Origin of the sequence: Staphylococcus sp. IVB6214 (assembly GCF_025558585.1) — a bacterium.
Classification (GTDB): Bacteria; Bacillota; Bacilli; order Staphylococcales; family Staphylococcaceae; genus Staphylococcus.
In genome coordinates, this window is the sequence record NZ_CP094723.1 from 90,647 (window position 1) to 116,919 (window position 26,273).

The 26,273-nt window shown below is 32.3% G+C and carries 24 protein-coding genes and 5 pseudogenes; 16 read left to right on the forward strand and 13 right to left on the reverse strand.

Annotated elements, in window-relative coordinates; genetic code table 11:
* Nucleotides 1-42: 42 nt before the first annotated feature.
* The 4 genes and pseudogenes from cch1 to MUA51_RS00445 form a co-directional block, all read right to left on the reverse strand.
* Nucleotides 43-1,811 (reverse strand): annotated as a pseudogene (cch1, locus tag MUA51_RS00430) (cassette chromosome replicative helicase).
* A gap of 85 nt (nucleotides 1,812-1,896) precedes the next feature.
* Nucleotides 1,897-2,118, reverse strand: a complete 222-nt coding sequence (locus MUA51_RS00435) for a hypothetical protein (protein ID WP_262559955.1) — start codon at nucleotides 2,116-2,118, stop codon at nucleotides 1,897-1,899.
* A gap of 263 nt (nucleotides 2,119-2,381) precedes the next feature.
* A complete protein-coding gene (locus MUA51_RS00440; RefSeq protein WP_262559956.1) occupies nucleotides 2,382-3,392 on the reverse strand; it encodes a hypothetical protein in 1,011 nt (336 codons plus the stop codon).
* A gap of 177 nt (nucleotides 3,393-3,569) precedes the next feature.
* A complete protein-coding gene (locus MUA51_RS00445) occupies nucleotides 3,570-3,929 on the reverse strand; it encodes a hypothetical protein (RefSeq protein ID WP_262559959.1) in 360 nt (119 codons plus the stop codon).
* A 502-nt stretch (nucleotides 3,930-4,431) separates the two neighbouring features.
* On the opposite strand from MUA51_RS00445, the gene MUA51_RS00450 reads away from it, so the two are divergent.
* The 6 genes from MUA51_RS00450 to MUA51_RS00475 are packed head-to-tail and all read left to right on the forward strand — an operon-like array spanning nucleotide 4,432 to nucleotide 9,762.
* The gene (locus MUA51_RS00450; RefSeq protein ID WP_262559960.1) at nucleotides 4,432-5,124 is read left to right on the forward strand and encodes a class I SAM-dependent methyltransferase; all 693 of its coding nucleotides are present in this window, start codon (nucleotides 4,432-4,434) and stop codon (nucleotides 5,122-5,124) included.
* On the forward strand, nucleotides 5,121-6,674 hold the full coding sequence (locus MUA51_RS00455) for an ABC transporter substrate-binding protein (protein ID WP_262559961.1): 1,554 nt from the start codon (nucleotides 5,121-5,123) through the stop codon (nucleotides 6,672-6,674). Before MUA51_RS00450 ends, MUA51_RS00455 begins: the two co-directional genes overlap by 4 nt.
* 2 nt (nucleotides 6,675-6,676) lie before the next feature.
* Nucleotides 6,677-7,633, forward strand: a complete 957-nt coding sequence (locus MUA51_RS00460) for an ABC transporter permease (RefSeq protein WP_250396298.1) — start codon at nucleotides 6,677-6,679, stop codon at nucleotides 7,631-7,633.
* On the forward strand, nucleotides 7,633-8,400 hold the full coding sequence (locus MUA51_RS00465) for an ABC transporter permease (RefSeq protein WP_262559963.1): 768 nt from the start codon (nucleotides 7,633-7,635) through the stop codon (nucleotides 8,398-8,400). Before MUA51_RS00460 ends, MUA51_RS00465 begins: the two co-directional genes overlap by 1 nt.
* Nucleotides 8,367-9,134, forward strand: coding sequence for an ATP-binding cassette domain-containing protein (locus MUA51_RS00470; RefSeq protein WP_262559964.1), 768 nt, complete (start codon nucleotides 8,367-8,369; stop codon nucleotides 9,132-9,134). The genes MUA51_RS00465 and MUA51_RS00470 overlap by 34 nt, the downstream gene beginning before the upstream one ends.
* Complete coding sequence (locus MUA51_RS00475; RefSeq protein ID WP_262559965.1) at nucleotides 9,127-9,762, forward strand: ATP-binding cassette domain-containing protein; 636 nt, start codon at nucleotides 9,127-9,129, stop codon at nucleotides 9,760-9,762. Before MUA51_RS00470 ends, MUA51_RS00475 begins: the two co-directional genes overlap by 8 nt.
* Nucleotides 9,763-10,130: 368 nt before the next feature.
* On the opposite strand, the gene MUA51_RS00480 is transcribed toward MUA51_RS00475, so the two are convergent.
* Nucleotides 10,131-11,225, reverse strand: a complete 1,095-nt coding sequence (locus MUA51_RS00480) for an IS30 family transposase (RefSeq protein WP_262559967.1) — start codon at nucleotides 11,223-11,225, stop codon at nucleotides 10,131-10,133.
* A gap of 110 nt (nucleotides 11,226-11,335) precedes the next feature.
* On the opposite strand from MUA51_RS00480, the pseudogene cstB reads away from it, so the two are divergent.
* Nucleotides 11,336-12,670, forward strand: a pseudogene (gene cstB / locus MUA51_RS00485) (persulfide dioxygenase-sulfurtransferase CstB).
* Between the two features lie 372 nt (nucleotides 12,671-13,042).
* On the opposite strand, the pseudogene MUA51_RS00495 reads toward cstB, so the two are convergent.
* The 3 genes and pseudogenes from MUA51_RS00495 to MUA51_RS00505 all read right to left on the reverse strand — a co-directional run.
* Nucleotides 13,043-13,235: pseudogene (locus tag MUA51_RS00495) on the reverse strand (IS5/IS1182 family transposase); the annotation flags it as partial.
* A gap of 10 nt (nucleotides 13,236-13,245) precedes the next feature.
* Complete coding sequence (locus MUA51_RS00500) at nucleotides 13,246-13,659, reverse strand: universal stress protein (RefSeq protein ID WP_252559391.1); 414 nt, start codon at nucleotides 13,657-13,659, stop codon at nucleotides 13,246-13,248.
* A gap of 12 nt (nucleotides 13,660-13,671) precedes the next feature.
* Nucleotides 13,672-15,123: a SulP family inorganic anion transporter gene (locus tag MUA51_RS00505; protein ID WP_252559394.1), complete on the reverse strand. Its 1,452-nt coding sequence runs from the start codon at nucleotides 15,121-15,123 to the stop codon at nucleotides 13,672-13,674.
* A 113-nt stretch (nucleotides 15,124-15,236) separates the two neighbouring features.
* Between MUA51_RS00505 and MUA51_RS00510 the strand changes: the two genes are divergently transcribed.
* On the forward strand, nucleotides 15,237-15,779 hold the full coding sequence (locus tag MUA51_RS00510; protein WP_262559970.1) for a recombinase family protein: 543 nt from the start codon (nucleotides 15,237-15,239) through the stop codon (nucleotides 15,777-15,779).
* A gap of 171 nt (nucleotides 15,780-15,950) precedes the next feature.
* Here the strand turns inward: MUA51_RS00510 and MUA51_RS00515 are convergent, their stop codons facing one another.
* The 4 genes and pseudogenes from MUA51_RS00515 to arsR all read right to left on the reverse strand — a co-directional run bounded on the left by MUA51_RS00515 (nucleotide 15,951) and on the right by arsR (nucleotide 18,296).
* On the reverse strand, nucleotides 15,951-16,250 hold the full coding sequence (locus tag MUA51_RS00515) for a chromate transporter (protein WP_346657954.1): 300 nt from the start codon (nucleotides 16,248-16,250) through the stop codon (nucleotides 15,951-15,953).
* A gap of 23 nt (nucleotides 16,251-16,273) precedes the next feature.
* Nucleotides 16,274-16,675: pseudogene (gene arsC, locus MUA51_RS00520) on the reverse strand (arsenate reductase (thioredoxin)).
* A 17-nt stretch (nucleotides 16,676-16,692) separates the two neighbouring features.
* A pseudogene (gene arsB, locus MUA51_RS00525) lies at nucleotides 16,693-17,985 on the reverse strand (arsenite efflux transporter membrane subunit ArsB).
* On the reverse strand, nucleotides 17,982-18,296 hold the full coding sequence (arsR, locus tag MUA51_RS00530) for an As(III)-sensing metalloregulatory transcriptional repressor ArsR (protein ID WP_262559971.1): 315 nt from the start codon (nucleotides 18,294-18,296) through the stop codon (nucleotides 17,982-17,984). The pseudogene arsB and the gene arsR overlap by 4 nt, the downstream one beginning before the upstream one ends.
* 1,104 nt (nucleotides 18,297-19,400) lie before the next feature.
* Between arsR and MUA51_RS00535 the strand changes: the two genes are divergently transcribed.
* Together MUA51_RS00535 and MUA51_RS00540 are read left to right on the forward strand one after the other, a co-directional pair.
* Nucleotides 19,401-19,718, forward strand: coding sequence for a helix-turn-helix domain-containing protein (locus tag MUA51_RS00535; protein ID WP_262559972.1), 318 nt, complete (start codon nucleotides 19,401-19,403; stop codon nucleotides 19,716-19,718).
* A 37-nt stretch (nucleotides 19,719-19,755) separates the two neighbouring features.
* A complete protein-coding gene (locus MUA51_RS00540; protein WP_262559974.1) occupies nucleotides 19,756-20,598 on the forward strand; it encodes a CPBP family intramembrane glutamic endopeptidase in 843 nt (280 codons plus the stop codon).
* Between the two features lie 42 nt (nucleotides 20,599-20,640).
* Here the strand turns inward: MUA51_RS00540 and MUA51_RS00545 are convergent, their stop codons facing one another.
* A complete protein-coding gene (locus tag MUA51_RS00545) occupies nucleotides 20,641-22,212 on the reverse strand; it encodes a Vga family ABC-F type ribosomal protection protein (RefSeq protein ID WP_262559976.1) in 1,572 nt (523 codons plus the stop codon).
* 467 nt (nucleotides 22,213-22,679) lie between these two features.
* Here MUA51_RS00545 and MUA51_RS00550 point away from each other — a divergent pair, with 467 nt between their 5' ends.
* The 6 genes from MUA51_RS00550 to MUA51_RS00575 all read left to right on the forward strand — a co-directional run bounded on the left by MUA51_RS00550 (nucleotide 22,680) and on the right by MUA51_RS00575 (nucleotide 26,236).
* On the forward strand, nucleotides 22,680-23,000 hold the full coding sequence (locus tag MUA51_RS00550; protein WP_262559977.1) for an ArsR/SmtB family transcription factor: 321 nt from the start codon (nucleotides 22,680-22,682) through the stop codon (nucleotides 22,998-23,000).
* A gap of 90 nt (nucleotides 23,001-23,090) precedes the next feature.
* Nucleotides 23,091-23,975: a permease gene (locus tag MUA51_RS00555; RefSeq protein ID WP_262559979.1), complete on the forward strand. Its 885-nt coding sequence runs from the start codon at nucleotides 23,091-23,093 to the stop codon at nucleotides 23,973-23,975.
* A gap of 19 nt (nucleotides 23,976-23,994) precedes the next feature.
* Nucleotides 23,995-25,050, forward strand: a complete 1,056-nt coding sequence (locus MUA51_RS00560) for a methyltransferase domain-containing protein (RefSeq protein ID WP_262559980.1) — start codon at nucleotides 23,995-23,997, stop codon at nucleotides 25,048-25,050.
* 25 nt (nucleotides 25,051-25,075) lie between these two features.
* Complete coding sequence (locus MUA51_RS00565) at nucleotides 25,076-25,222, forward strand: hypothetical protein (RefSeq protein ID WP_262559981.1); 147 nt, start codon at nucleotides 25,076-25,078, stop codon at nucleotides 25,220-25,222.
* Nucleotides 25,223-25,381: 159 nt separating this feature from the next.
* Entirely contained in the window at nucleotides 25,382-25,837 is a 456-nt protein-coding gene (locus tag MUA51_RS00570; protein ID WP_262559982.1) for a LytTR family DNA-binding domain-containing protein, read from the forward strand.
* Between the two features lie 12 nt (nucleotides 25,838-25,849).
* Nucleotides 25,850-26,236 (forward strand): DUF3021 domain-containing protein, encoded by a 387-nt coding sequence (locus tag MUA51_RS00575; protein WP_262559983.1) that lies wholly within the window; start codon nucleotides 25,850-25,852, stop codon nucleotides 26,234-26,236.
* The last annotated feature ends 37 nt before the right edge of the window (nucleotides 26,237-26,273 follow it).

Below are 26,273 nucleotides of genomic sequence, written 5' to 3' on the forward strand. Positions count from 1 at the left end.
CATCCATTTTATTCACTCCTGCACAATTTCATCTTTAAGTTATTAAAAATCAATTAAATCATCATTCTGTTTTTTCAATGATTCAAGCATCTTTTTGTTATCCAAGTTAATTTCAGCTTTAATAGGTTCAGCATCTTTAGTTAGATCAAAAATAGACGCATATTTTGAATCTAGCTTTAAATGGTAAAAGACAAGTGACTGTTTTTTGCCATTGTCATCTTTGACTGTTCTTTTTGTTATAATTCGATCATGGTCAGATTCGATAAATCTTTTATCCCTTAGTGCATTCACGACATTGTTGACATCTTGGAAGTGATGTTCTGCCAACATATTTTTAAATACAAACGCAATGATTTTGACTTCGATATACTCATCTTTTAAGGCAATTAGTCCATGGTTCTCAGTCATATTCTTTAACGCTTTGTCATCAGAAAATTTACCACGGTTTTGAGCTACAGATTACGTAATGACTTCAATCGCTTTATCTGCCAGTGATCGTTCAGATACTGTATGAGCATGATAATCAATAAAGTAGTCTCTTATTTTAGCAATATCAATATCAGTAGCTAAAACACGACTTAGAATCTTGGCAGAAGTAGTGATAGTCGCATATCGCTTAAACATACGAACACCAGTATTATTTGTTTCATCTTTCAATGTTTCATTAAACCAATGATGCTCCTCTTGAAACCATTGAATGACTTCATCTTCACGGTTTATAAGATATTTAGCTACTAACGGTAAAAGATAACCATAGTTTAGTGCCACAGATTTTTAATATTATCAGAATTTGTTGCATCTTTAGTAAACCGTTCATTAATTTCAATAGTTCTCACGCGTAAACCATCATTTTGGGCAGAATCAGTAAAGATACTGTATTCAGAGGTTGAAATCATAGAAGTGCCCCAATTCTTAGGCGTTTTAACTTCTCCATGTACATTGGAACTTTGACGCCCTTGACCTTCAGTGATAGAGTACAATAACCCTGTTGTATCTTTAAAAGTTGCTGATGAGAGTTCATCAAATACAATAGGTACACCAAAATTGTTACTCAAGTAACCTTCAAGTGCATTACGTGTGGCATTCCAACTTTGAAAAAGTATTTGATTACCTTTAGTTGGATTTCCAGCGACGGATACTGCTAAAGCTGCCGCTGTTGATTTACCAGTTGATGACTGGCCTGTAAAACTAAAAATAATTCCTGCAAATTCGATTTCACGTTTGTACTTCAGAAAGCTTGTCACTAAGGCAGAAATTCCAAATACGACCGCTAAATCTAGAAGAAGATGACCTTTGACTTCGTTAATATACCTATTTAACCAATCTTTAAATGTACCTTTAGACTCTAATAGATAAGCACTATCGACAATAGGATCTAAAGATGATAATTGATCATATTGTTTAGATGTATAAATTGTATTTATCATTACAATATAACCGTGGGGTGTTTCTATGATGCCCGAGCCATCATATAAATCAGAAGTGGGCAGTTCATCACGCATTAATTGTAGTGCATAGCTCAAATCTCTTATATAATTTTCATTGATACTGTGACCATATTTAACCAAGGAAGGTAACTTTCGAGTTGTTAAAATATCAGATTCAAATGTATGTTCTTTATCTTTACCGTTAGAAATAATTATCTTTTCTGTATTTTCTGAGGTATGCCAAAATTTAGCTTCAACAGTGATACAACTAGACATAGTCACCACTTTTTTCTCATCTCCATCTTTTTTAGGTAGAATAGTTTTATGACATCCCATTGAATCTATATGGTATGGAAATCGTTTAAAAAAGTCATGATGACTCATTAGCGAACACCCCCTTTCGAAGGGTTGCTAATATTATTTGTACTGACCTTACGGTAAATTAAATTACGATTTGATTTACGGTTGATTATAATAACGTTTGCTTGAGGACATTTTTTACCCATGAACTATAACGACGTCCAACCTCTCTTTGTTCATTAATTGAAAGATCCATATTATTAAATTGTGGCATTTTTATTGCCATATTTTTTAACTCATTAAAAGAATAATCTGTATTTGGAGATAACTTCTTAGTAACTATCTTTACACCTTCATATAGTAATTCTTGTTCGTTTCTTTTTTCTTTCATTGATTAAACATCCTTTCTTAATATGCCCTTTATTTCTATGACTAGTTCTTGTTGTTTATGTTCAGAGTATATAAAGAAAGTACTGATCTTCCTATTTAATTTTTCACATTCGAAATTTTAGTAAATAACCTAAAAAAACAGCACAAACACAGTGTTGAATGAGTGTTTGCGCTTTAGAATCACTAATTGATTAATGTGCAACTTTAATGAATGTTTACTAATAAATCAGTTATCAGCCTATTAATAAAAAATATATAAATTTTTTATTTACGACTACTTATTAGTTTTGATTTATAGATGTTTAAGAAATTAACGTCATCAAATAATGAAAATGTGCTCTTAGAATGTATATGATTTAAACTCGTAAATAGCTTATCCTGATAAATACTTAGAGATTGAGAAGTATTATCTTTACTACTATTAGACTTTATATCTTTGAAATTAAAGTTGTTAATTTTAGTATGTAAATAATCATTAAATTCAAATATATCAAAGCACTTGTTTCTAGTATAACTGTTGTACATTTCCTCCTTTATTAAAATTCGAGTGTAATTTGCTAATGTTCTTAAATCATTGAAACCTTTAAAGTAATAAATATAAAAATCTTTAAACACTTGATGTAAAGGGTAGTAAGATGCCCTCTTTTTAAAATGAAATATTAAATTATAATTATCGAGAAAATCCGCATCTAAAAGGTCCTCTAAACTATAAGTAGTGCTATTTCTCAAAATAATTAAATGCTTAGGTATTATATTTGAGAGTAGTTCAACTACTTTAGAAAAATCTTCATTGAGTAGTTCTTTAGAATTATTAGAAGTAAGTAATGTGTCAATAAATGTCTCTGATAAAGTATGAGTGAGTGTTGCTTTAGAATTTTCATACTTAGATAAAAGCTTTTTATTGTGATTTAATAATTGCCAATACGTGTTAGACAGTAATAACCTATTGACCGTACAATTGGTTATTATTAGTAAAGTATCATTAAATGTATAAAATGCTTTAGTAAAGTCATTATCTTGTTCTTTAGCAACATGCTTCATTAAATTATCAATATCCTTATCCAGGTCTTTCTTAGTAGGCATTTCTATTGATGAGGTTGAGCTAATATAACTTTTCATCGTCGCATAATAGCTTATTTGAATATCTTTTCTTTTAAACTGAATACCGCTATAGAAATGGCCATTTGGATTGAATTCACTGGTATCAGCTAAGGATTTAGTTAATTTGCTTAATCGAATCTTTTCATATTGGCTGTAAGTTTTTGCATTCTTCATATTAGATTGGGGGAGTTGTTTTAATCTTGCAACAACAGATTCAATATTATTTACAATAGGAGTTAAATGAAATCGATAGTTTAAAGATTCCTTTGATCCACCGAAAGTAATGGCTATCTTTATATTTTTTATTTCTTTATCAATTAAATCAATTAAGTTATCTTGTAGTAAGAAATATTATAAGTAACGAGTAACGCTTTCTTTATCAATAAAATATGATACGATTTCTTCTTTTACCTGTTCGAATTGTTCATCTAGCATTTCTTGATCGTAACTATATTTCAAAAATTTATATAAAGCGTCGAATAATCGGTTAAGTATTAAGACAGAACCAGCGTGTGCGCCATATTGATTGATAACATGTTTGAAATCATCTTTTATTTCAATGCTTATTTTATTAGTGATAAATGGCGCACTTAGCATTTGGTTTGAGCTAATGAATATTTCTTCGTTAAATTCTAAATTTTCAGAAGCTATATTAAGTAATTGAACTACTGCTTTAACTAGCTGCTTTTCATCTTTATTAACTTTAAACATTCTTAAATCCCTTTCTATTTTTCTCTAAATATACAATAAACTATAAATAAATAGATAAGAAAAATGGCTAATCCTGGAGATAAATCAAAAAGTAAGTAAAAAACGTTTCAATCTTATTAAGACGTTTAATGTTTATTTATCTATTAGCAATTATGATTATTTTATTAACACTTGTTATTCTGTTATTCAATTACTCAATTAATTTTGTAAATTTACAGCTTTTATAGATTTTTTGATAATACCAATGTTAGTCGAAAACTTTTGGTAAAGCATCATTCACTCAAGTATCAATTTAATAGCTGTCATTTTTCATAATTTTAATGGTCTGAAGTGTTTTGACTACTATAAGACTTATAGTTTATATCATTTTTCTTACAGATATACATAAATGTAATAAAACTAAGTAATAAGCTATGAGATAAAAAGTTTATTGTGTAAATTGATAGAGTATAGTATTATTTAAAACGTAATAATTACGATTTAAAGTAAGGAGAAAAATGAAATGACTGATAGTTATGACGTTTGGTGGCAAAAAGGTCAAGAATCAGATGATGATATGGCACGAGACCATCAAGAAGCTTGGGAGAGAACGATAGAAATGCTTGATAGATCTGACATCGAAGGGAAAACGATTTTAGATGTGGGATGTAATCAAGGCGGATTTTTACGACAATTATACGATACAACACCGTTTAAAGAAGGTGTTGGCATCGATTTAGCACGTTTATCTTTGGAAAAAGCAGAGACATTAAAAGGACAACGTCCACTTACATACTATTTAACAGATAAACCACAAGAAACGAAGCACATATTTGATACGGCTGTAAGTACGTCTGTCTTGTACTTAATAGAGGATATTCCGCAACATGCGAAAGATTTAAAAGAGGTATTGAAACCAGGTGGCGTTTATTACGCTTCATTCGCGGATTTAACTAATAACTCGAGTCGTCAGTTTATGGATGACACGATTAATCAATATGGTGCCACACCGTCTCAGAATCATTCTCTAAAACATATCGTTGATAGCTTTGTGGATGCAGGATTTGAAGTTGCAGTAATGAAAGAGCCTGTACCTGACGTGATTGATTTAACACATTATAGCGATTTTTATTTATCACCGAATGATTATTTACAAACATTATATGAAGAATCATTTTTAATCAAAGCAAGAGTGAAAGAAGGTACTGAGAAATGAAGAAACGTATATTAATGACGGTAGCAGCAAGTGTTACGCTCTTATTAGCAGGTTGTGGCAATGGTCAAAAAGAAGATAAAGATGTTACGGTATCGCTACCTACTGAAGCAAAGGCGGATAAACTTGACGCGCAAGGCTATGATGCAGCGATGCCCGTTTATAGTGCAGTGTATGATGCATTAGTTAAATACGACAAAGATAAGGGCTTTAAAGCAGGTTTAGCAGATAAATGGCGCGTTGATGAATCAGGAAAAGTTTATGAATTCCATTTGAAAAAGAACGTTAAATTCTCAGATGGTTCAGCATTAGATGCTAAGGCCGTGAAATTTTCGATTGATCGTGCGAAAGCGATTAATAAAGATACGACTGTAGAAACGTTAAAAAAATTAGATAAGGTCGTTGTTAAAAATGATCACGTGGTCCAAATTAGATTGAAATCTCCATCAAATCAAGTGTTAAATGAATTAACACAAGTGAGACCGTTGCGTATTATGAGTCCACATTCAGTAGAAGATGGTAAAGTAAACGGTAAATTTGAAAAAGCGATTGGAACAGGTGCATTTGTTGTTGATAAAACTGGGAAAGAAAAAACGACAATGAAGCCAAATAAATATTTCGACAACGGTCACCCAGTCAATTATCATCTTGCATTCCAAACGATTGAAGATGGGGACTCAAGAAATTCTGCAGTACAAAGTGGTTCTGTAGATATTTCTGGTGGTGCTTTAGGAATGCTCTCAGATGAACAAATCAAACAAGATAAGAAAAATAAGAACTTAACGATTGAAGATAGACCTAGCACAGTAAGTCACTTTATGGCATTTAACCCTAAAAATGATGTATTAAATCATCGCGCAATTCGTGAAGCGATAAGTAAGAGCATCGATGCGAAAGATATTGCGGGTAAATCTGTAAATGGTCTGTTCCAGAAGAACGTACAATTTGTGACTAAAGATAATCAACAGCCACACGATTATGATATGAAAGCGGCTGAAAGTTTACTTAAATCAGAAGGCTATCATAAAAACGATGACGGCATCTTTGAAAAGAATGGCAAACCTTTATCATTTAACTTAGTCATTCAAACTGCAGAGTTCCCAAGTTGGAAAGATAAAGCAGAAAAAGTGCAACGCCAGCTTAAACAAGCCGGTATTAAGTTAAATGTGAAGACGTTAGATTCACAATCATACTATGATACATTATGGACGAAAAAAGACTATGATTTGATTTTCTATAGAACGTATTCAGATGCATTAATGCCTTACAACTTTATGAGTTCAGTGTTTAAAAATAATGATGGTCAACCAGGGGTGTTAGCTGATGATGAAACATTAACGAAACAGCTAGACGATTTCCCATCAACTGTATCAAAAGAAGACCAACAGCGTTCGTTTGATGACATATTTAAACACTTTAATCAACAATATTATGGTGTGCCAATTGCTTATCCTAATGAGACATTTGTAGTGAGTGATAAAGTAAAACAATTCAAATTCTCTGGACTTACGGATGCACCAATTGATTATAAAGCGTTGAAAGTTAATGAATAACAATGCTCAAACGTACAATTAAATTCATACTTTATTTAACCGTAAGTTCGTTTATTATCTTCATTTTAGTTGAGAAGACATCTGGTAATCCAGCGATTCTGTATCTACAACGTCATGGTTATACGTCGATTACGCAAGACAATATTGAAGCGGCACAACATAAACTTGGCTTAGGACAACATGTGTTACTAAGATATATCGATTGGGTTGGACATGCACTTACGGGCAACTTAGGATACAGCTTTAGTACCAACGAAGCGGTTACCGCTATGATAATGGAAGCTATCATGCCAACGCTTGTGCTAATCATTGTCTCTAGTTGTATCATGTTGCCATTTGGCTATATTGTTGGTTACTTCGTTGGGACGCGTCCGCATACACGTTACGCTAATGGAATTCGTGGATTCGCCCAAGTGATGACCTCAATGCCGGAATACTGGTTAGCTATTTTATTCATTTATTATTTAGGAGTACGTTGGCAATTGTTACCATTTGTAGGTAGTGGTTCATGGCAACACTTTGTGCTGCCAATCTTCACAATTGTTGTTATAGAAGGGTGTCATATCTTATTGATGACAGCACATTTGATGGCGCAAACGTTAGATCAAGATGCGTATCAACTTGCGCAGTTAAGACATTTCTCGTTAAAAGCGCGTATCATCGTACAAATTAAAGAGATATTTGCACCACTAATGACCATTTCAATTAACAGTGTCATTCATTTAATTGGAAAAGCCGTAATACTTGAAGTCATCTTCAGCATGTCTGGAATAGGTAAATTGTTGATTAATGCTATTAACCAACGAGATTATCCACTAATTCAGGGCATTGTCATCTTTATCATCGTCTTTATTATGCTAATGAATTATTTAGGCGATGTGATTATCTTGAAGAATGAACCTAGACTTCGACGACGTCATACCCAGCAGTCAGGCAATGAGAAAAGAGGTGCGATGTGATGAAAAAATATCAAACGTACATCGCAATAGGTTCACTATTAAGTTTGATAGTTGTATTAGTGACGTATGGTTTAATGCAAGACACGCAACATTTGAACCCACTTGAGTCACCTAATGGACAACATTGGTTGGGTACCGATCAATTAGGCAGAGACTTCTTAGTAAGACTGATTGTCGGTAGTCTTGTCACATTGAGTTTAACAGGTATAGTGATTCTATTAAGTGTTTGTATGGGACTTATCTTTGGCTTAATTGCAGGCATAGAAAGACGATGGTTAGATCAAATCATTATGTTTGTTGCCGATATGTTGTTGGCTATTCCGTCATTTATTATCGCATTAGTCATTTTAAGTTTAGTAAGTAACTCCATGATAGGTTTGATACTTGCTTTAACGATTGGATGGATAGGACGTTATTTACGTTACTTCAGAAATTTAACGCGAGATATTCAAAAACGTCCATTTGTTCAATATGCACGATTGAGTGGGAACTCAACATTCAAAACGACAGTAACACATGTGATTCCACATTTATTGAGTAATATATCCGCTTTGGTAACGGCTGACTTTGGCAAAATGATGCTCAGCATATCTGGTCTTGCCTTTCTAGGACTAGGTATTAAACCGCCGACGCCTGAGTTAGGAACAATTCTTTTTGATGGGAAAAGTTATTTCAACGGCGCACCGTGGCTCTTCTTCTTTCCTGGTGTATTGTTAGGAGGTTTCGCCTTATTATGTCAAATCATCAACAAAAAAATAACGCAGTAAATACGGTAGTCAACGTCAATCAATTATCGATTTTAGATCAAAAAAAAGTATTGTTAAAAGATGTTGATTTGACAGTAACTAAAGGTGCATTTCATTGCATTATAGGTGAAAGTGGCAGTGGGAAATCATTGTTAACAAGAACGATACTTGGAATGAAACGACCACAATTATGTTATCAAGGAGATATTGACATCGATTTAACTAAAACAGATGCAGTGTTTCAAGATGTTCAAAGTAATATGTTTCAAAATATAACATTAGCTAAGCATTTCCAATACATTTATGAAGCCAATCGGACACATCTGACTAAACAGTGTATTAAGGAGGACGTCTTACAGATGATGCAATTACTTGGTTTAAGGCAAGGAGAACATTTACTTGAGCGTTATCCCTTTGAACTTAGTGGAGGTATGGCACAACGTGTCGCCTTTATAATGTCATTAATTAGACGTCCGGACTACTTATTTTTAGATGAACCGACGAGTGCACTTGATCAAGGAAATGTTAAAAAGTTTATGCATTACCTTCTTAAGGCACAAGAACGCTACCAAATGACCATCGTTTTTATCACACACGATATTAACTTAGTGAAAGAATTTGCCACGCATATTAGCATTATGCAGCAAGGTCAATTGATAGAAAGTGGTGAGGCAGCGTCAATCTTAACTAAGCCGACATATAGTTACACGAAAAAATTAATTACGATTGCACATCGGAGACAACCTTATGCTTAAAATAGAGAGTCTAACCAAATATATAGATACGAAACTAATATTTAAAGAGATATCATGTACAATTAATGACCAACACTTACTCATAAGTGGTGAGAGTGGTTGTGGTAAATCTACGTTAGCCAAGATTATCGCTGGCTTAGATACGGATTATCAGGGCAAATTATATCTTAATGGGAACTTACGTGAATCTTATACATCTAAAGAGTGGATGAAGCACATCCAATATGTACCACAATATCAACGCGATACCTTAAATCAACGTAAAACGGTATTAGCTACACTATTAGAACCACTTAAGAATTACAAGATTGATAAACAGCGTTATACATCAAGCATTGAAACAGTACTTGATCAGTGTAACTTACCATACAATATACTTAATCAAAAAGTTTCAACGTTAAGTGGTGGTCAATTTCAACGGGTATGGATAGCTAAAGCTTTAATATTAGAACCAGAAATCCTCATATTGGATGAAGCAACAACCAATTTAGATATCATTAATGAAGAAGATATACTTCAAATGTTGATTTCCTTAAAGATGACACAATTAATCATTATTTCACATGATACATACGTCTTAAGCCAATTTGAAGGAATTCAGTTACAGCTAAATAAATTGAATAATTAAGATCACAAATCCTAATATGGTGTATACTTAATGATACGTAAAAAATAAAATTTGGACTGCAATGTCTAAATCAATATGATTTTCCATTAGAGTATTTAAAAATGATGACAACACTAAAAGATTCCAAATTATTATATTTAATATAATTATACATATGATAAACGGACAACAATGTCAATGTAAATTCTTTTTATATAAATTATTTATAATTATATATAATTTATATAAAAATATAAGTCGAGGATTTCAAGTTTAAGTTAGCCACCTATAATGACTGAGGTGTACACAAGGGTTAACCGTATTCGAACCTGTTGAGGATTGATTGGTTTTAATCAATTAATACTCAACAGGTAACCAAAGCTAAGATTTTAGCTTTGGAAAGATTCATACAGATTGAGGTGCTTTAAACTTTCTGCCATATTATGATGAGCTGTGTTGTAATTTAAAGTCTTTCTAGGATAGTCATTCATATATTGTTGTATGGCTTTTATGAAGTGTTTTTGAACATTGGATAAATCATGTGCTTTTGGAATAAAACGACGAATCATTTTATGTTGGTTTTCACTTGTCCCACGTTCATATGATGAGAATGGATGTGTGAAGTATATTTCTATCATATGGCCAAATTCTTCATACAGCGATGCAAATTCTGAACCATTGTCAGATGTGATAGATTTGAAGATTTTTGGTGCTTTTTCGGCTAAGGAGTCAAATAAGTTTTTCAATGCGTGAGACACCGCATCAGCACTTTTACTCTCTATTATTTCTAGTATTTCAAAACGCGTTTGTCTCTCAACAAGTGTTAAGATAACTGGCTTTGACTTGTCTTTAGTTTCTATTATGGTATCTATTTCCCAGTGACCAAAAGACTGACGTGATTCAATTTCACTAGGACGTGTCTCAATACTTGGACCGAGCACTCGACTGTGTGGTTGATTATGGTAGCTATTCTGAGTAGAGTGACGTCTTTTTAATTTTTCTAGTAGATCAATATTCTTAGTTTCCATGATTTGTTGATCTATCCAAGCATATACTGTCGTTGTTGAAGGGATTTCTTCTCTTTCAAAACATTGTTCCTTGTGAGCATATGCCACGACTGCTTCAGGTGACCAGCGTTTCTTTTTCATGAGGTGATCTGCCCATGGAATAAATAATGGGCTCTTCTTCCATAAGGGCTGAGCACCACATTGTTGTCTGTTTTGTCGATAACGTTGTTGACCTAGTGAAGAAAAATAAATTTGCGTCTCATATTCATAGACTTTATGTTGTTGTTTTTGTCGTTTAATTTGACGTGTTGTTCCTCGATGAATTTCGTTATTGATTGTTTGAGGTGCACGTCCTAATTCACGCGCTATTGCACGATTTGAAAAACCTAAATTTTTAAGTGTTTCTATTTGAACACGTTCTTCATAACATAAGTGTGTTCCTTTATGGTTTGTCATGTTAGAATAAGTATGCGTCATGTGAATTCATTCCTTTATTGATTTGGTCTGGTAGCCTCAATAATAACATGAAATTCACGTGGCGTTTTTTTGTCTAAAGGTGGCTAAGTTGATTATAAAATCCACCTTTTATGTTTTTTAAACAATTTTATGATAATCATTTATCTCAAGCATCTTATTTAGTTGGCTGTCAACGTACAGGATAGGCAATAATAATTGACCCTGTTCGTGATTTAACAAAATATATCGAAGTTGCAGATAGCGAAGGTTTTAAAATTACACAAGCTGCAGAAATACATATCCACGCTGATTTTGCTTCTGGAATTCGAGATGTGGCAAAACGTTTAAACGCCAATATATATGTGTCTGGCGCAGGCGATGAGCAATTAAGTTATAAAAATATGCCCAAACAAACACATTTTGTTAAAAATCAAGATATTATTCGAGTAGGTAATATTAAATTAGAAGTATTGCATACACCAGGACATACCCCGGAGAGTATTAGTTTCTTACTCACTGATGAAGGTGGCGGCTCAAGTGTTCCAATGGGTTTATTTAGTGGTGACTTTATTTTTGTTGGTGATATCGATAGACCTGATTTACTAGAAAAATCAGTACAAATGGAAGGTACTACAGAGATTGGCGCAAAACAGATGTATCAATCTATAGAAGGTGTTAAAGATTTACCAGATTATATTCAAATATGGCCTGGACACGGTGCTGGAAGCCCATGTGGTAAAGCATTAGGTGCCATACCAATGTCTACGCTAGGTTACGAAAAAACAAATAACTGGGCATTTAATGTGACAGATGAATCTAAATTTGTTGAAACATTAACATCAAATCAACCAGCGCCACCCCATCACTTTGCACAGATGAAAAAAATTAATCAGTTTGGTATGAACATGTATCAACCATACAACATTTTTCCTAGTTTAGATAATGTAAGAATAGCCTTTGATCTTCGTAGTAAAGAAGCCTTTCATGGCGGTCATACTGAAGGTACAATCAATATTCCTTACAATAAAAACTTTATTAACCAAATCGGTTGGTATTTAGACTATGAAAAAAATATAGATTTGATTGGTGATAAATCTACCGTTGAACAAGCAGCGCATACTTTACAATTAATTGGCTTTGATAATGTAGCAGGTTATCGTTTACCAAAATCAGAAATTTTAACACAATCCATCCATAGCGTTGATATGACTGGTAAAGAAGAATCTATACTTGACGTACGTAATGAAGAAGAGTGGAATAATGGGCACTTAGATCAAGCAGTCAATATTCCGCATGGTAAATTATTAAATGAAAATATTCCATTTAATAAAGAGGCTAAAATATACGTACATTGTCAGTCAGGTGTTAGAAGTTCAATCGCAGTGGGTATATTAGAAAACAAAGGCTTTGAAAATGTCGTGAATATTAGCGAAGGCTATCAAGGTTTTCCAGAATCATTAAAATAAGTAAGTATTATCAAATTGTTATTGTGGGTGGTTGTACAGCTAGTATAATAGTGGTATCGAACTATTTTAAAAAATCAAAGCTTAAATGGAAAATAGCTATTATAGATGCGGCTGAACATCATTATTATCAACCGTTATGGACTTTAGTTGGTATTAAGGTATCAAGTTTAAAAAGTTCACGCAAAGATATGAAAAGTATTATGCCTAAAGGTGTTCAATGAATTAAAAAGGCTGTTTCAAGCTTTCAACTTGGAAGCAATAGCATTAATTTAGTAGATAATACTGTCAGTTTTGGAGTTATATGGCATAAAATTTTTGTCTTAAATGGCACAAAGAAAACTAAATAAATTAATATTGGTTATAAGTTTCAGTTTATAAAGTTATAAAAAAGAACGGGACATAAAGTTCTCGGACAAGCGAAAAATGCAATTTCTATTAAAATAATATAGAAATTGCATTTTTCATAATTGTTTTGATTATAGTTAGCTTGTTGAGCTATTACTTTTCTTATATTAAGTGCCATTAATACAAAGTCCAGTTCTCTTTTGACTTTATTTATGTATCTAAATATTAAATTATTTAACAATAATTACAGGTATTTGAGAGCGTTTAGCAACTTTATGACTTACACTACCAAGAACCATTTCTTGAAAACTGTTTAAGCCACGTGTACCTAAAATGATAGCTTGATATTCACCACTATTTGAAATTTCAACCACTTTATCTGTTGGAGTACCATGAACAATTTTAATTTCGTAATTCACATTGTGTTCTGCAAATAAATTTTTAATAGATTGTAATTTACTTTCTCTTTCTTGAGTTAAATTAGTTCCTTGTTGACCATGTAAAACATCTGTTTTTGATTCATCAATATCTACAACCGTAAGTATTGTGACAATTGTATAATCACCTATAAAGTTTAGTAACTCTTGAGCTGCACGTGTACTATTTTCTGAACCATCTGCTGCAAGCAAAATTGAATTATACATAAAAAACACTCCTTAATTTAAATGATTTTCATTTAATTGGCTTAGTTCTGAAACGATTTTTCGGCTATCTGTGTTTAATTTTTCAACATACACAATATTGTTTTTCTCTTCAAATTTCCTAACAATCGTATCAATGGCATCAACTGCTGAATCATCCCATAGGTGAGCACGATCAAAATTTAACACTATGACACTATCTTCAATATTAAGGTCAATTTGCTCCATCATAGAATCAATTGATACAAAGAATATTTGACCTTTAAAAGAAAAACGATGTTGCTTATCTGATTCTTTATAAATAACTTCAATCTTAGAAATTTTAGTCGCAAAGAATATAGCACTGAAAATAACACCCACAACTACACCGATAGCTAAGTTATGTGTCATTAATACAATAATAACCGTTAAAACCATAACGAATGCATCTGTTTTAGGTGCCTTTTTTATATACTTAAATGAATTCCAGTCAACAGTCCCGATAGAAACCATAACCATTATCCCTGCAAGAATTGGCATCGGGATTTGAACGACTACGCCACCGAGAACAATAATCATAAATATAAGTACGATACCTGCTGTAAATGTAGACAATCTACTATTTGCACCTGATTTAACATTGATTACAGATTGTCCAATCATGGCACAACCTCCCATACCGCCAAAAAACCCAGTAATAATATTGGCAATCCCTTGGCCTCTTGATTCTTTGTTTTTACTACTGTGTGTATCTGTTGCATCATCGACAATTTTAGCTGTAAGTAGACTTTCTACTAAACCTACAATAGCCATTGATAATGAATATGGGAAAATAATTTGAAGTGTTACTAAATTAAAAGGAACGTTAGGCATTAATAGGTGAGGTAAAGTTTGCTTAATATTGCCTAAGTCACTTACGGTTTTTACATCAGATCCTGTGTACATATACAGTGCCGTTAAAACAATTATAGCTATTAATGGTGCAGGGATAGCTTTAAAGAATCTAGGAATTATATATACAATAAGTAAAGTTATAATAACGTATATATAGGTTGCTATAGATATATTAAAAATATGCTCTATTTGAGACATAAAAATCATAATACCCAATGCATTAACAAATCCAATCATAACGGAACGGGGAATAAATTTCATTAAACGACCTACTTTAAGTATGCCTAAAATTAATTGTATTAATCCCATCAATATCGTAGCAGCAAAAAGATATTCAACACCATGTTCTTTAACTAAAGGTGTAACTAAAAGCGCAACAGCACCGGTGGCGCCAGAAATCATTGCAGGTCTACCTCCCACTATAGCAGTAACAGTAGCGATGATAAATGCTGCATACAATCCCACCATCGGATCTACACCAGCAATAATTGAAAACGCAATTGCTTCTGGTATTAATGCTAGTGCTACAACGATACCAGCAAGTATATTCTTTCTGGGCTGATTAAGCCATTCAGATTTTAATTTTTCAACCATCGTTTTCTCTCCTTTATATTAATTATATTATAAAGTATAACAGATAAGTTTCATATGTATACCCCTTAATGAAACTATATGTTATACTTTTTTATGTAAGGTGGTGTATTAAAATGAAATATGGCTATATTAGACCTGTGACAATAAATGATAGTGTTACTGAACAAACAAAGAAAATAGGAATATATACAAAAAATATTCTAGAAGAGATGCATGCTAATAATAAAAAAAGAAACGAACTAAATACATTATTAAATTCAAAATTAGTTTTTGGCGATATATTGTATATTACAGACTTATGTATTATTGCAGATTCTACAAAACACTTAGTAGATATACTAGATTTACTTTCTGCCAAAGGAGTTTCATTATATGTAATTAATTTAAATAAAAATCTTATTACAGATAGTAATGAAAATTTTATAAAAACATTACATAATATTACTGATTTTCAAAGTGATATTGTAAAATTTAGAACACGTATGGGGTTAGAGAATTATACAAGAGAAGGTAAAAGTCTTGGTAGACCTAAGCGTGATGATAAAAGTTTAAGAGATGCTATAGAAATGTATATGAGTAAGAAATATACATTAAATGAGATAAAAGCAACAACAAATATAAGTAGAGCCACATTATACAGACATTTAGATAAATAATATACTCCCCTTAATTATTAAATAAGAGGAGTGTATATAGAGTATAAGTATTTTAATTATTGTTTATAGTAATAAAATAGAATACCTAAAATAATACCTATCAAAACAATAGCCCAAGAGAAAATTTAAAATAAATTAATAATATGAACAATGAGCTGACTAAATTAAAATCTAATTCTGATGTAATCTTTGAAGTCCAAATCGAGTTATAAAAGCAGCAATAATAATACCGACTACGTCTGCACTTATCCCTTTTAAAAATCCTTCAGCATAAATATTAGATTTAATATTATCCCAGAATGGCAAAATTCCAAACAACAAAAGAAATACTGGAAATAAAATAGCAATAGTAGCCAAAATTGCTCCTCCAATTCCTTCTATAGACTTATCAATGTATGAAGCAAACGTAAATAACGGTTCGGGTACAGTTTGAGCTGCAGTATAACCCGTTATGAAGTTATCGAGTGATATTAATTTTAAAAAACATCAAGTATTTACTTGATGTTTTTACTAAAATCTTTAATTGTATTACCTATTTCATCTCTAACACGTTGGAATTCTGACCATTCTTTACCTGCTGGATCATCAAAACCCCAATGCCCTTTTTTTACATTTGGTGGTAAAATAGGACAATTATCGTCTGCATCACTACATAACGTTACGACCAAATCTGATTGTTTTAAAATATCATTATCAATCAAGTCTGATGTATGGTTTGATATATCAATATCTACTTCTTTCATAATTTCTATAGCTTTAGGATTAACACCATGTGTCTCAATACCAGCAGAATAGACATTCCAATCTTCACCTAATATTTTCTTTCCTCAACCCTCGGCGATTTGGCTACGACAAGAGTTGCCAGTACATATAAAATAAATTGTGTTTTTATCCATAATTAAAGTCTCTTTTCTTAAAATATAACTAGTGTAAAGTATAAACCTAAGAGAGTTATAAATAGTACTGGAATAGTAATAATGATTCCCGTTTTAAAGTACGTTCCCCAAGAAATCTTTACACCTTTTTGTGTTAAAACATGTAACCACTATAAAGTTGCTAAAGAACCAATTGGTGTAATTTTCGGACCTAAATCCGAACCTATGACATTTGCATAAACCATACCTTCTTTAATTGTTCCAACTACATTCGATTTTCCGATAGCAATTGCATCTATTAAGACAGTAGGCATATTGTTCATAATTGATGATAAAAAGGCTGATATAAAACCCATACCCATGACACTGCTAAATAATCCATAACTTGAAACGTTGGATAATACATCTGCTAAAATTGTGGTGATACCAACGTTTTTTAATCCAAACACTACTAAATACATACCTATAGAAAATAGCACAATGTTCCAAGGTGCGCCTTTAATCACTTGCTTAGTATGAACTGCTTTAGATTTACGAGCTAAGAGCACAAAGATAAAAGCAATGATACCAGCAATAATTGATACAGGAATATGAATAAATTCACTAACAAGATAGCCAACGAGCAATATGGCTAATACAATCCATGAAATCTTGAATAATTTGGGATCTTTAATTGCATCTCTAGGCGTTGTAAGATTTTCAGTATCAAATGTTTTTGGTATAGATTTTCTAAAATATAACCATAAAACGAGAATACTAGCAATCAGAGAGAATATATTAGGAATAATCATTCGACTAAAATATTCAATAAATCCAATATCGAAGTAATCTTCAGAAACGATATTTACTAAATTACTTACAATTAAGGGCAATGATGTTGTATCAGCAATAAAACCACTGGCAATAATAAAGGGAAAAATCACTTTTTTATTGAATCCTAGATTCCTAACCATCGCTAATACAATGGGTGTTAAGATTAAAGCTGCACCATCATTTGCGAAAAAGGCTGCTACAATTGCCCCAAGTAACATAATAAAAACAAACATTTTTAAGCCATTACCGTTTGAAGCCTTGACCATATGTATTGCAGACCATTCAAAAAACCCAATTTCATCTAATATTAATGAAATAAGAATAACAGCTACAAAAGTTAAAGTTGCATTCCAAACAATACCTGTTACTTCTAATACATCGGAAAAACTTACGACTCCTGTAATGATAGCAACAACAGCTCCAATTAAAGCTGTAATACCAATATCTAAACCTTTTGGTTGCCATATCACAAAGATTAAAGTTAAAAGAAAAATCACAATTGCTAAAATGGTCATCAACAATCACCTGATTTAACATTTTTACATACACATCTTTGGTTAGATGTATTAATGATGTTTAAGTTTTGGATAATATCATCTAAAATAGCATGATTAAGTTGATACCAATGTTTGTTGCCGTCTTTTCGTGTTGTAACTAATTCGTTATCTACTAATGACTTCATATGATGACTTAGTGTAGGTTGTGAGAATTGAAAGTGTTTTAATAAGTCACAAGCGCATAGCTCACTACAAGAAAGTAAATCTAATATTTCTAACCTGCTTGAATCTGATAAAACTTTTAATATTGTTGCTACTTCTTGATAAGACATAACTATACCTCCTAGATACCACATAGACTATCAACTATATAGATGATAGTCTATGTTTTTGTTCTTGTGAATCTATAGAATTTGGAAATGAGAAAAAACCGCATCATTAACTGATAAGCAGAAAGTTATCATAAATAAAAATATGGAAGTAGCAGAAAGCATTCTCTAAAATGTTTTTAAGTAGTTGTTGAAAGAAGAAATTAATAATAGGTACATTAGATATAATAGGTTATTATCATAGATTTAAAAATGATGTTGAAAAAAGGTTCTCTATACCTTTTCATTATGTATTATTTGGCATAGCGTTGATAATTTGGTGTTTAGGTTACCGAATAGATAAATTAAGCAATTTTGTAAATAAAGATTTGAAGAATAAAGTCTTACATACATTTTCATTGATATACGACCATCTCATTTTATGTACATTTATATTTATATGTATAGTTCTTATCATTTTGTTCATTTATAGAGGGCTAGGTATGTATAAATTTACCTTGAATGAAAAAGAGTACACTGATGGTACAAGTAGATCAGTTAATTATGTTACCGCAATAAATAGAATTATTAATTTATATATATATTGATACTTACAAAGTGTTGGATTTATTATTTTCTTGTATTGTTATTTCTTAATAATGGCAGCTATGATTATTTGAGTGAGAGATCAATTGAAATTAATTCAGGACTAAGAATACTCAATATTTTAATATTAATTTCATATATATTAAAATCTATTTTTATTCTAAAAATCCCTATCGATAGAGCATTTTTTAGAATTAATAGAGAAAAATTGAAATTAAGATATATTATTTTGAACGAAAAAAATAGATACTTGATTGTGAAGCCTTCTTATAGAGAAAAAACTATGTATTATGTGGTGGAAAAAGAAATAATTAACGGAAGTGAGGACAGTTTTAAAATAATTAATCGTTCTGAAAACTGGGATGAAATTGTACATCACTTTGATTATTTATGTAATAAGAGAGACAACATGTAGAATCCGAAACAGATATGACATAACGATCGAAATGAGTGACACGATGATCCATATGATATGTAGAATTTGACATGCAACTTTGATACATTTATTGAGAGGTGACATATATGGAACTTAGTACTCAGATAAGAAAATATCGAAAAGCGGCGGGTTTGACTCAAGAAGCGTTGGCAGAAAAACTGAATACAACGCGACAGTCAGTTTCAAAGTGGGAACAAGGTGTTTTGGAGCCAAACCTTCAGATGTTAAATGAACTAGCAACACTGTTTGAGATAAGTCTTGATGAATTAGTAAATGGTGTGCAGACTAAAAATTCTAAAGAAAGATTACCTATGAATTTTTGGGAATTGGCTAATGAAAAATGGTGGTTTATTTTAATCATTGTTCTGATTATCTGTGGTACTTTTGGACAAATTTTCGGATAGAATGTTACCTACATAATTTTTTGAAAGAGGTCATTAGATGGCAAAGACGGCCAAAATGTTAGGTATGGTTATATTACTATTCTGCATTTCAGTATTTGCACAGAATTTAGGGATATTATGGCATTTTTTCAATTGGAAAGGGTTAGAGTACGTATTGCATGGGGTGACGAACCTTATTGTAACTGTAATGCTGATTAAATGGCTCGTTAACAAAGGGTTAAAGAGCAAGTTGTCTGATTATCGTATAACGCATATTAAGATATTTCCACTGTGTGTCATTCTAGGTATATTTTTACCAGTAGTTGTAAATTTGATTTATATCACGTTTATACCAGGTGAGTTTGTAGTGACACAATTAGATTCAATGACGGATTATGTTGAAATGCTACTGTATACGGTGTTTATTTCAGGCATAGTTGCACCTATTGTGGAAGAAATGGTGTTTAGAGGTATACTTCTAAAATATATTGAAGAGAAAACGAATATTGTTTTTTCAATAATTTTAAGTTCCTTTTTATTCAGTATTGTGCACTTATTTAATGGTAAATTAGAAGGTATTGACTTATATTTGCTAATTTTAGCAGGATTTTTAGCTGGTACTATGTATGCTACTGCTTCATATTACTTTAATTCCATATGGGCAGGTGTTGCCTTGCATATGTGCTGGAACATAGCCGGCGTCTTTACTGTTACTAAAGTTGAAGTAGATTACAGTCTTTTTCAGTACATTATCAAAATAGATAATGTTTGGTTGACTGGTGGCGAATACGGTATGGATGCATCTTTCATATCGATTTTAGGTTACATATCCGTCATTCTTATCTTATGTATTTCAAAGGGTGTTAATCACAAGAATATCATATTAAACAAACCGAACTAACTATTGATTAGTTCGGTTTGCTTATTCCTTTTTTATCTGATATCACTCATCAAGTTCACGTTTTTTCTGAATGAGATGTTGAAATTCATGCTCCAATGCATCTGTTGGTTCAACACTTAACCGGCTGAGTACTTCTGTTATTTTCATCTCAAGTATCATTTTTTCATCTTCTTTTATACTTCTTTCTCGTTTTGTTTGCTCAGATTGAAACTGACTAAATGCACCTTCAAATACGTGGATTTCTTGATTTTCAATAATCAGGATGCGATTTGCCACTTTTTCAATAAAACGCCTATCATGAGAAGCGAAAATTAAAGTTCCTTCATATTCTTGTAATAAAGATTCAAATGCATCCACTGCTTCCATGTCTAGGAAGTTTGTTGGTTCGTCTAAGATTAATGTATTAACATTACTTAGAAAGATTTTGGCCAGCGCTACCTTTACACGTTCGCCACCGCTTAAAACTTTGACTGGTTTTAGAACATCGTCTTTAAAAAAGTGCATTCTTGCAAGGACTGTTCGGATCAATGTTTCATTTTGCTTAGATGAATCTTGAATATTTTCTAATATAGATTTTTCAAGGTTTAATATATCCAAGTTTTGACTGAAATAACCAACTTGAGCCGATGGTGAGAGTGAAATATTGGGATCGTGGTGAACAATCTTATGAATCAAAGTGCTTTTGCCAACCCCATTGTCTCCAATGATTGCTACCTTTTCACCACCATAGATATTAAAGTTAGCTGGTTTCCATAAAATTTTGTTATTAACTACTCCCGTAAGACCTTCTGCTCGAATGATGATACGATTGTTTATTGATTCGGAATGAAGAATATCCATTTTAAGTGGTTGAGCCGTTCTCGGTTGGTGTTTAATCTCCAATTGATTTAATCGTGTTTCTAATGACTTTGCAGTTTTTTGGAGCTTTTTTTGCTTATTCGCAAAATAGACGTTTATCCCTTTTTGTCTCGCATCTGAATGACTTAGGTTTTTAGGTTTTTTCGTTGCACGTTGTGCCTTGGTTCTTTTAATTTTTATTGCTTCTTGCAAATGCTTTTTTTGTTTTTCGTATTCTTGATATGACAGTTGTTTTTGTCGTGCTTCTAATTCTTTTTGTTTCATATAGTCGTTGTAATTCCCTTTATACATGTTGATTTTTCCATCTTTTAGTTCCCATATTGTCGTACAAAGCGTATCTAAAAATGATCGATCGTGTGACACGATCATAAAGCTGCCACGCCAATGCTTCAATTGCTGTTCTAACGCCTCTATATGTGTGATATCGAGATTAGCTGTTGGTTCGTCTGCGAGTAATAGTTCGGGCGTCTTATCCAATGCCTGCTGAATATATGCTTGTGTTACTTCACCGCCACTTTTGTGAGAATGCATAGGCTTTAATTGTGGTATCATTTCACATTGCGCATAATAGGTGACGGTCGCTTGTTCAGTTGAGATTGTATGATTCAATATTTGAAGTAATGTTGTCTTTCCACTACCGTTACAACCGACCAATCCAATACGTTCACCTTGATGTATTTGTAAATGATCAATATTCAATAGTAAGCGATCCGCGACGTCATAGTTTATGTGAGAAGCTTCTAATAAAATTTTCATAAATTTATCCCCCTTAAAATAATTGGAGACAAAAAATGCCTCCTATTTCATTCAGAATAGGAGGTCGTCATCGACATAGGTGTCATCTAAAAGACATATCGCACCCATAGATACCAATACACATACACACAATCCTATCCTGAGAAAACAGTTGAAGACATACTCATACATTGTCGAAAAATGAGAAACCTTCAATTGTTTACGTTCAAAAATAGGATTAATAGCTCATGTAATTGGTTCACCCTTTCGTTTGGATTTAACTATAACATATACAATATAAGTGTAATTGTCAACTAAAAGAAAATATTATATGGCCGTACAAGTACAAATGATATAAGAAGGAAGAAATTTACTGAGAGAGGTATATGATTGAAAAATATTGAAATTCAATTTATAATTAATATATCAAAAAAAGTTGATATAAAAGGTCTATAATGATAAGAAATTTAATAAGAGGGAGGCATTCTATGGAAGTGATTAAATCAAAGCCGAACATGACAGAAGAAGAGCAATTAGCATTTTATGAAAAGATGTTTAATGCATTGGCTGATAAGATTCGACTTAAAATCTTAAATTCAATACGACAAAGTCCTACGAAATCTCTCTGTGTCTGTGATCTGGAAGAATTGTTAGAGTTGAAGCAATCCAAGCTTTCATATCATTTGAAGAAGTTGGTGGATGCCAATATTCTTATTTCTGAAAAGCATGGTACATGGAATTACTATCGAATCAATGAGCAACAAATACAGGTGGTTTTAAATGAAGATACTTGCTGTAAGATACTATAAAGGTATCTTTTCTTTTACTACAATAAATCAACTTTTTTTGATTAATATATCAAGAAAAATTGATTAAATCATTTTGTAAGGGGTATTATAATGATAGATTCAATAATGGAATTTATAAAAACATTTTTTAGTTTGTTTTTTGAATTACTAATACTATTTATTGTTGTGAGTTTCATCGTAAGTCTCATTCAACAAGTTGTTTCAGAAGAGAGAATTCAACGACTTTTAAGTAAACCCAATCAGATCGTTAATTACACAATGGGGATGCTTTTCGGTGCGATGACACCATTTTGTTCATGCTCAACCATCCCAATACTTGCAGGGTTATTAAATTCAAAAGTCCCCTTTGGACCGTCAATCAGTTTCTTAGTAGCTTCTCCGTTGATGAATCCGCTTATGATCTTTTTACTATGGACGTTGCTTGGATGGCAAGTGGCCGTGGTTTATTTAATCGTACTTGCCATTTTTAGTATACTAACAGGACTTATATTTTCAAAAATGAACTTGGCGGATAGCTATAAAGGGGTAACGGTTAAAGGGGAAGGTTTCTTTGCGAATCAGACAGGATCTCGTGTCAAACAGGCATTAAACGATGCATGGGCCTTTCTCTATCCAATGTTACCGTACTTGTTGATTGGTGTTTTGATTGGAGCGATTATACATGATTTTGTGCCAGAAGCATTCATTACGAAATATGCAAGTGGAGATAGTGTAATATCAGTGTTTATTGCATCAGTAATTGGTATCCCAATGTATATCAGACCAGAAACAATGCTACCGATCTCAGAAGCCCTAGTATCAAAAGGCATGTCACTTGGAACGGTCATTGCGCTAATTATCGGAGGTGCTGGTGCGAGTATTCCAGAAGTTGTCTTACTTTCTAAACTGTTCAAGAAAAAATTTGTCATTTCATTTGTTATCGCAATCTTAATTGTTGCAATTGCTACCGGTCTCATTATTAATGCAGTTATTTAACTTCAAGGGAGGATTCGTTATGAATCAAGAAACGTCAGTAATGAGTAGATATGGAAATGCTGCAAAGAAACACGAACAAAACCTATGTTGCCCAGTAGAATATGATCCAAAATATTTAGCGATTATTCCCGATGAAATAATTGAAAAAGATTATGGTTGCGGGGATCCATTAGGAAAAATCAAAGAAGGCGATACGGTCTTAGATTTAGGCTCTGGTGGTGGAAAAGTACCTTATATCGTTTCACAAATGGTTGGTGAGTCAGGTAGAGTCATTGGTGTAGATATGAATGATGACATGTTGACACTTGCCAAAAAATATCAACCAGAAATAGTCGAAAAATTAGGTTATGACAATGTTGAATTTTATAAAGGAAAAATACAAAACTTAAAATTAAATTTAGACTTACTGGACCAATATTTAAAAGGACATCCAGTGAATAATATAGAGACGTACCAGTCTGTTCAGGAATATATAGATTATTTGGAGAACGAAATGACAATGGTTCTAGATAATAGTATCGATGTTGTTATTTCGAATTGTGTTTTAAATTTGGTTTCAACTGATGAAAAAGAAGCACTCTTCAAAGAGATTTACCGTGTATTAAAAGTTGGCGGTAAAGCTGTTATCTCAGATATTGTGTCTAGTGTTGAAGTACCAGAAAAGTTGAGACAAGATCCAGACTTATGGAGTGGTTGTTACTCAGGGGCTATGGAAGAAAAGTCATTTGTCGAAGCTTTTGAAAATGCAGGATTTTATGGTGTGTCAATTGATAAGCGTGCAAACACATGGCAAACGATTGAAGCGATTGATTTTAGAAGCATGACGATTATCGCATATAAAGGCAAAGAAGGACCGTGTATTGATAAAGGTCACTCCGTTATTTATAAAGGACCATTCAAACATATTGAAGACGATGATAACCATATTTTTGAACGTGGAGAAAGAACTTTTGTATGCGAAAAAGTTTTTCATATTTTACAACAAGAACCTTATAAAGCACTTTTTGAATTTATCGATGTCGATGAAGCAACCGTGAGTGTAAACGACTGTTGTGGCCCATCATGTAATTGTTAGGTCAAGATTAAAGGAGGTGTTTAAAATGGAAAAAAATGCATTCCAAAAAGCAATTTCTAAATTAAAGCCTAAAAAACAAGCATGTTGTTCTGCAGAAATTGAAGAAAATAAAGAACAAAAAGCAGATAACACTAAAAAAGAACAACAACAAAATAATAAGGGCTGTTGTTAAGCTATGACCGCCCATAACAAAAAGGGGCATAGAGATATGCTTCTTTTTTTGTATTGAAAGCAAGGAATAACCACTTATACCGATAATCCAACCGGTTATGACATAACTACTGACAATAGTATGTATAAGGCATACGATATATATGAAGGGGTGATGATGATGAAAGAACTACTCAAAGTTCATTTGAAATTAGATACAAAAGCAACAGCAACGGATGTAACGATTAACACAAATGATTCTACACTGGGAACTGACTTGTTGAAGTACATAGAACAATATGAAGTCCCACGCAGTAAAATTGGTGTAAAAACAGAGCAGGGTGTCCACCTTGTATCTAAATCAGATATTATTTTTGCAGAGATATTTGAAAAACAGCTGACGATTGTAACAACAGCGCACACTTATACGACGAGAATGACACTTCAACGACTACAACAATCGTTAACCGATCGTCAATTTGTCCAAATTAGTAAGTCATCTCTTGTCAATATTGACTATATTACAAAAGTTGCACCTTCATTTTCTGGAAATCTGTATGCGACACTGACTAACCAACAAAAAGTCACGATATCTAGAAGATATGTTAAAAATTTGATGAATATCTTAGGAATATAAGGGGGAATTGTTATGAATATATTAAAATCAATTGTTATCGGTATTGGAATTGCAAGTAGTATTATGTTGTTATTTGTGGCCAAATTCAATATTCAAATGGGATTTCAAGACGTCTTTGGTCTGTATTTGTTCGGAGCGGTTTGTGGATTTTTACCCATTGTTTATGCAACCGATCGTTTACCATTGCCGCTAAAATTACTTGTTCATTTTGGTGGTAGCATCATCGCTTTCTTCACGATATCTAGTATCAATCATTGGGTACCATTAAAAGTAGAATCATTGATAGGTGCAGCAATCATTTTCACATTGATATTTCTTGCTATCTGGTTTGTATTCTTCATGATTAATATAAAACAAAGTGAGCAGATTAATACAAAAATCAAAGAAACACATAAATAAAAAACAAAAAGCGTGTAAAAAATTAGTTTTTGCACGC

Coding starts and splice junctions, on each gene's coding strand:
- MUA51_RS00475 (WP_262559965.1), top strand. CDS start 9,127: ATGCTTAAAATAGAGAGTCTAACCAAATATATAGATACGAAACTAATA.
- MUA51_RS00445 (WP_262559959.1), bottom strand. CDS start 3,929: ATGTTTAAAGTTAATAAAGATGAAAAGCAGCTAGTTAAAGCAGTAGTT.
- MUA51_RS00500 (WP_252559391.1), bottom strand. CDS start 13,659: ATGTATAATTCAATTTTGCTTGCAGCAGATGGTTCAGAAAATAGTACA.
- MUA51_RS00505 (WP_252559394.1), bottom strand. CDS start 15,123: ATGGTTGAAAAATTAAAATCTGAATGGCTTAATCAGCCCAGAAAGAAT.
- MUA51_RS00480 (WP_262559967.1), bottom strand. CDS start 11,225: ATGACGCATACTTATTCTAACATGACAAACCATAAAGGAACACACTTA.
- MUA51_RS00470 (WP_262559964.1), top strand. CDS start 8,367: ATGTCAAATCATCAACAAAAAAATAACGCAGTAAATACGGTAGTCAAC.
- MUA51_RS00550 (WP_262559977.1), top strand. CDS start 22,680: ATGGAAGTGATTAAATCAAAGCCGAACATGACAGAAGAAGAGCAATTA.
- MUA51_RS00510 (WP_262559970.1), top strand. CDS start 15,237: ATGAAATATGGCTATATTAGACCTGTGACAATAAATGATAGTGTTACT.
- MUA51_RS00465 (WP_262559963.1), top strand. CDS start 7,633: ATGAAAAAATATCAAACGTACATCGCAATAGGTTCACTATTAAGTTTG.
- MUA51_RS00545 (WP_262559976.1), bottom strand. CDS start 22,212: ATGAAAATTTTATTAGAAGCTTCTCACATAAACTATGACGTCGCGGAT.
- MUA51_RS00450 (WP_262559960.1), top strand. CDS start 4,432: ATGACTGATAGTTATGACGTTTGGTGGCAAAAAGGTCAAGAATCAGAT.
- MUA51_RS00455 (WP_262559961.1), top strand. CDS start 5,121: ATGAAGAAACGTATATTAATGACGGTAGCAGCAAGTGTTACGCTCTTA.
- MUA51_RS00560 (WP_262559980.1), top strand. CDS start 23,995: ATGAATCAAGAAACGTCAGTAATGAGTAGATATGGAAATGCTGCAAAG.
- MUA51_RS00565 (WP_262559981.1), top strand. CDS start 25,076: ATGGAAAAAAATGCATTCCAAAAAGCAATTTCTAAATTAAAGCCTAAA.
- MUA51_RS00535 (WP_262559972.1), top strand. CDS start 19,401: ATGGAACTTAGTACTCAGATAAGAAAATATCGAAAAGCGGCGGGTTTG.
- MUA51_RS00570 (WP_262559982.1), top strand. CDS start 25,382: ATGAAAGAACTACTCAAAGTTCATTTGAAATTAGATACAAAAGCAACA.
- MUA51_RS00555 (WP_262559979.1), top strand. CDS start 23,091: ATGATAGATTCAATAATGGAATTTATAAAAACATTTTTTAGTTTGTTT.
- MUA51_RS00440 (WP_262559956.1), bottom strand. CDS start 3,392: ATGAAGAATGCAAAAACTTACAGCCAATATGAAAAGATTCGATTAAGC.
- arsR (WP_262559971.1), bottom strand. CDS start 18,296: ATGTCTTATCAAGAAGTAGCAACAATATTAAAAGTTTTATCAGATTCA.
- MUA51_RS00575 (WP_262559983.1), top strand. CDS start 25,850: ATGAATATATTAAAATCAATTGTTATCGGTATTGGAATTGCAAGTAGT.
- MUA51_RS00460 (WP_250396298.1), top strand. CDS start 6,677: ATGCTCAAACGTACAATTAAATTCATACTTTATTTAACCGTAAGTTCG.
- MUA51_RS00435 (WP_262559955.1), bottom strand. CDS start 2,118: ATGAAAGAAAAAAGAAACGAACAAGAATTACTATATGAAGGTGTAAAG.
- MUA51_RS00540 (WP_262559974.1), top strand. CDS start 19,756: ATGGCAAAGACGGCCAAAATGTTAGGTATGGTTATATTACTATTCTGC.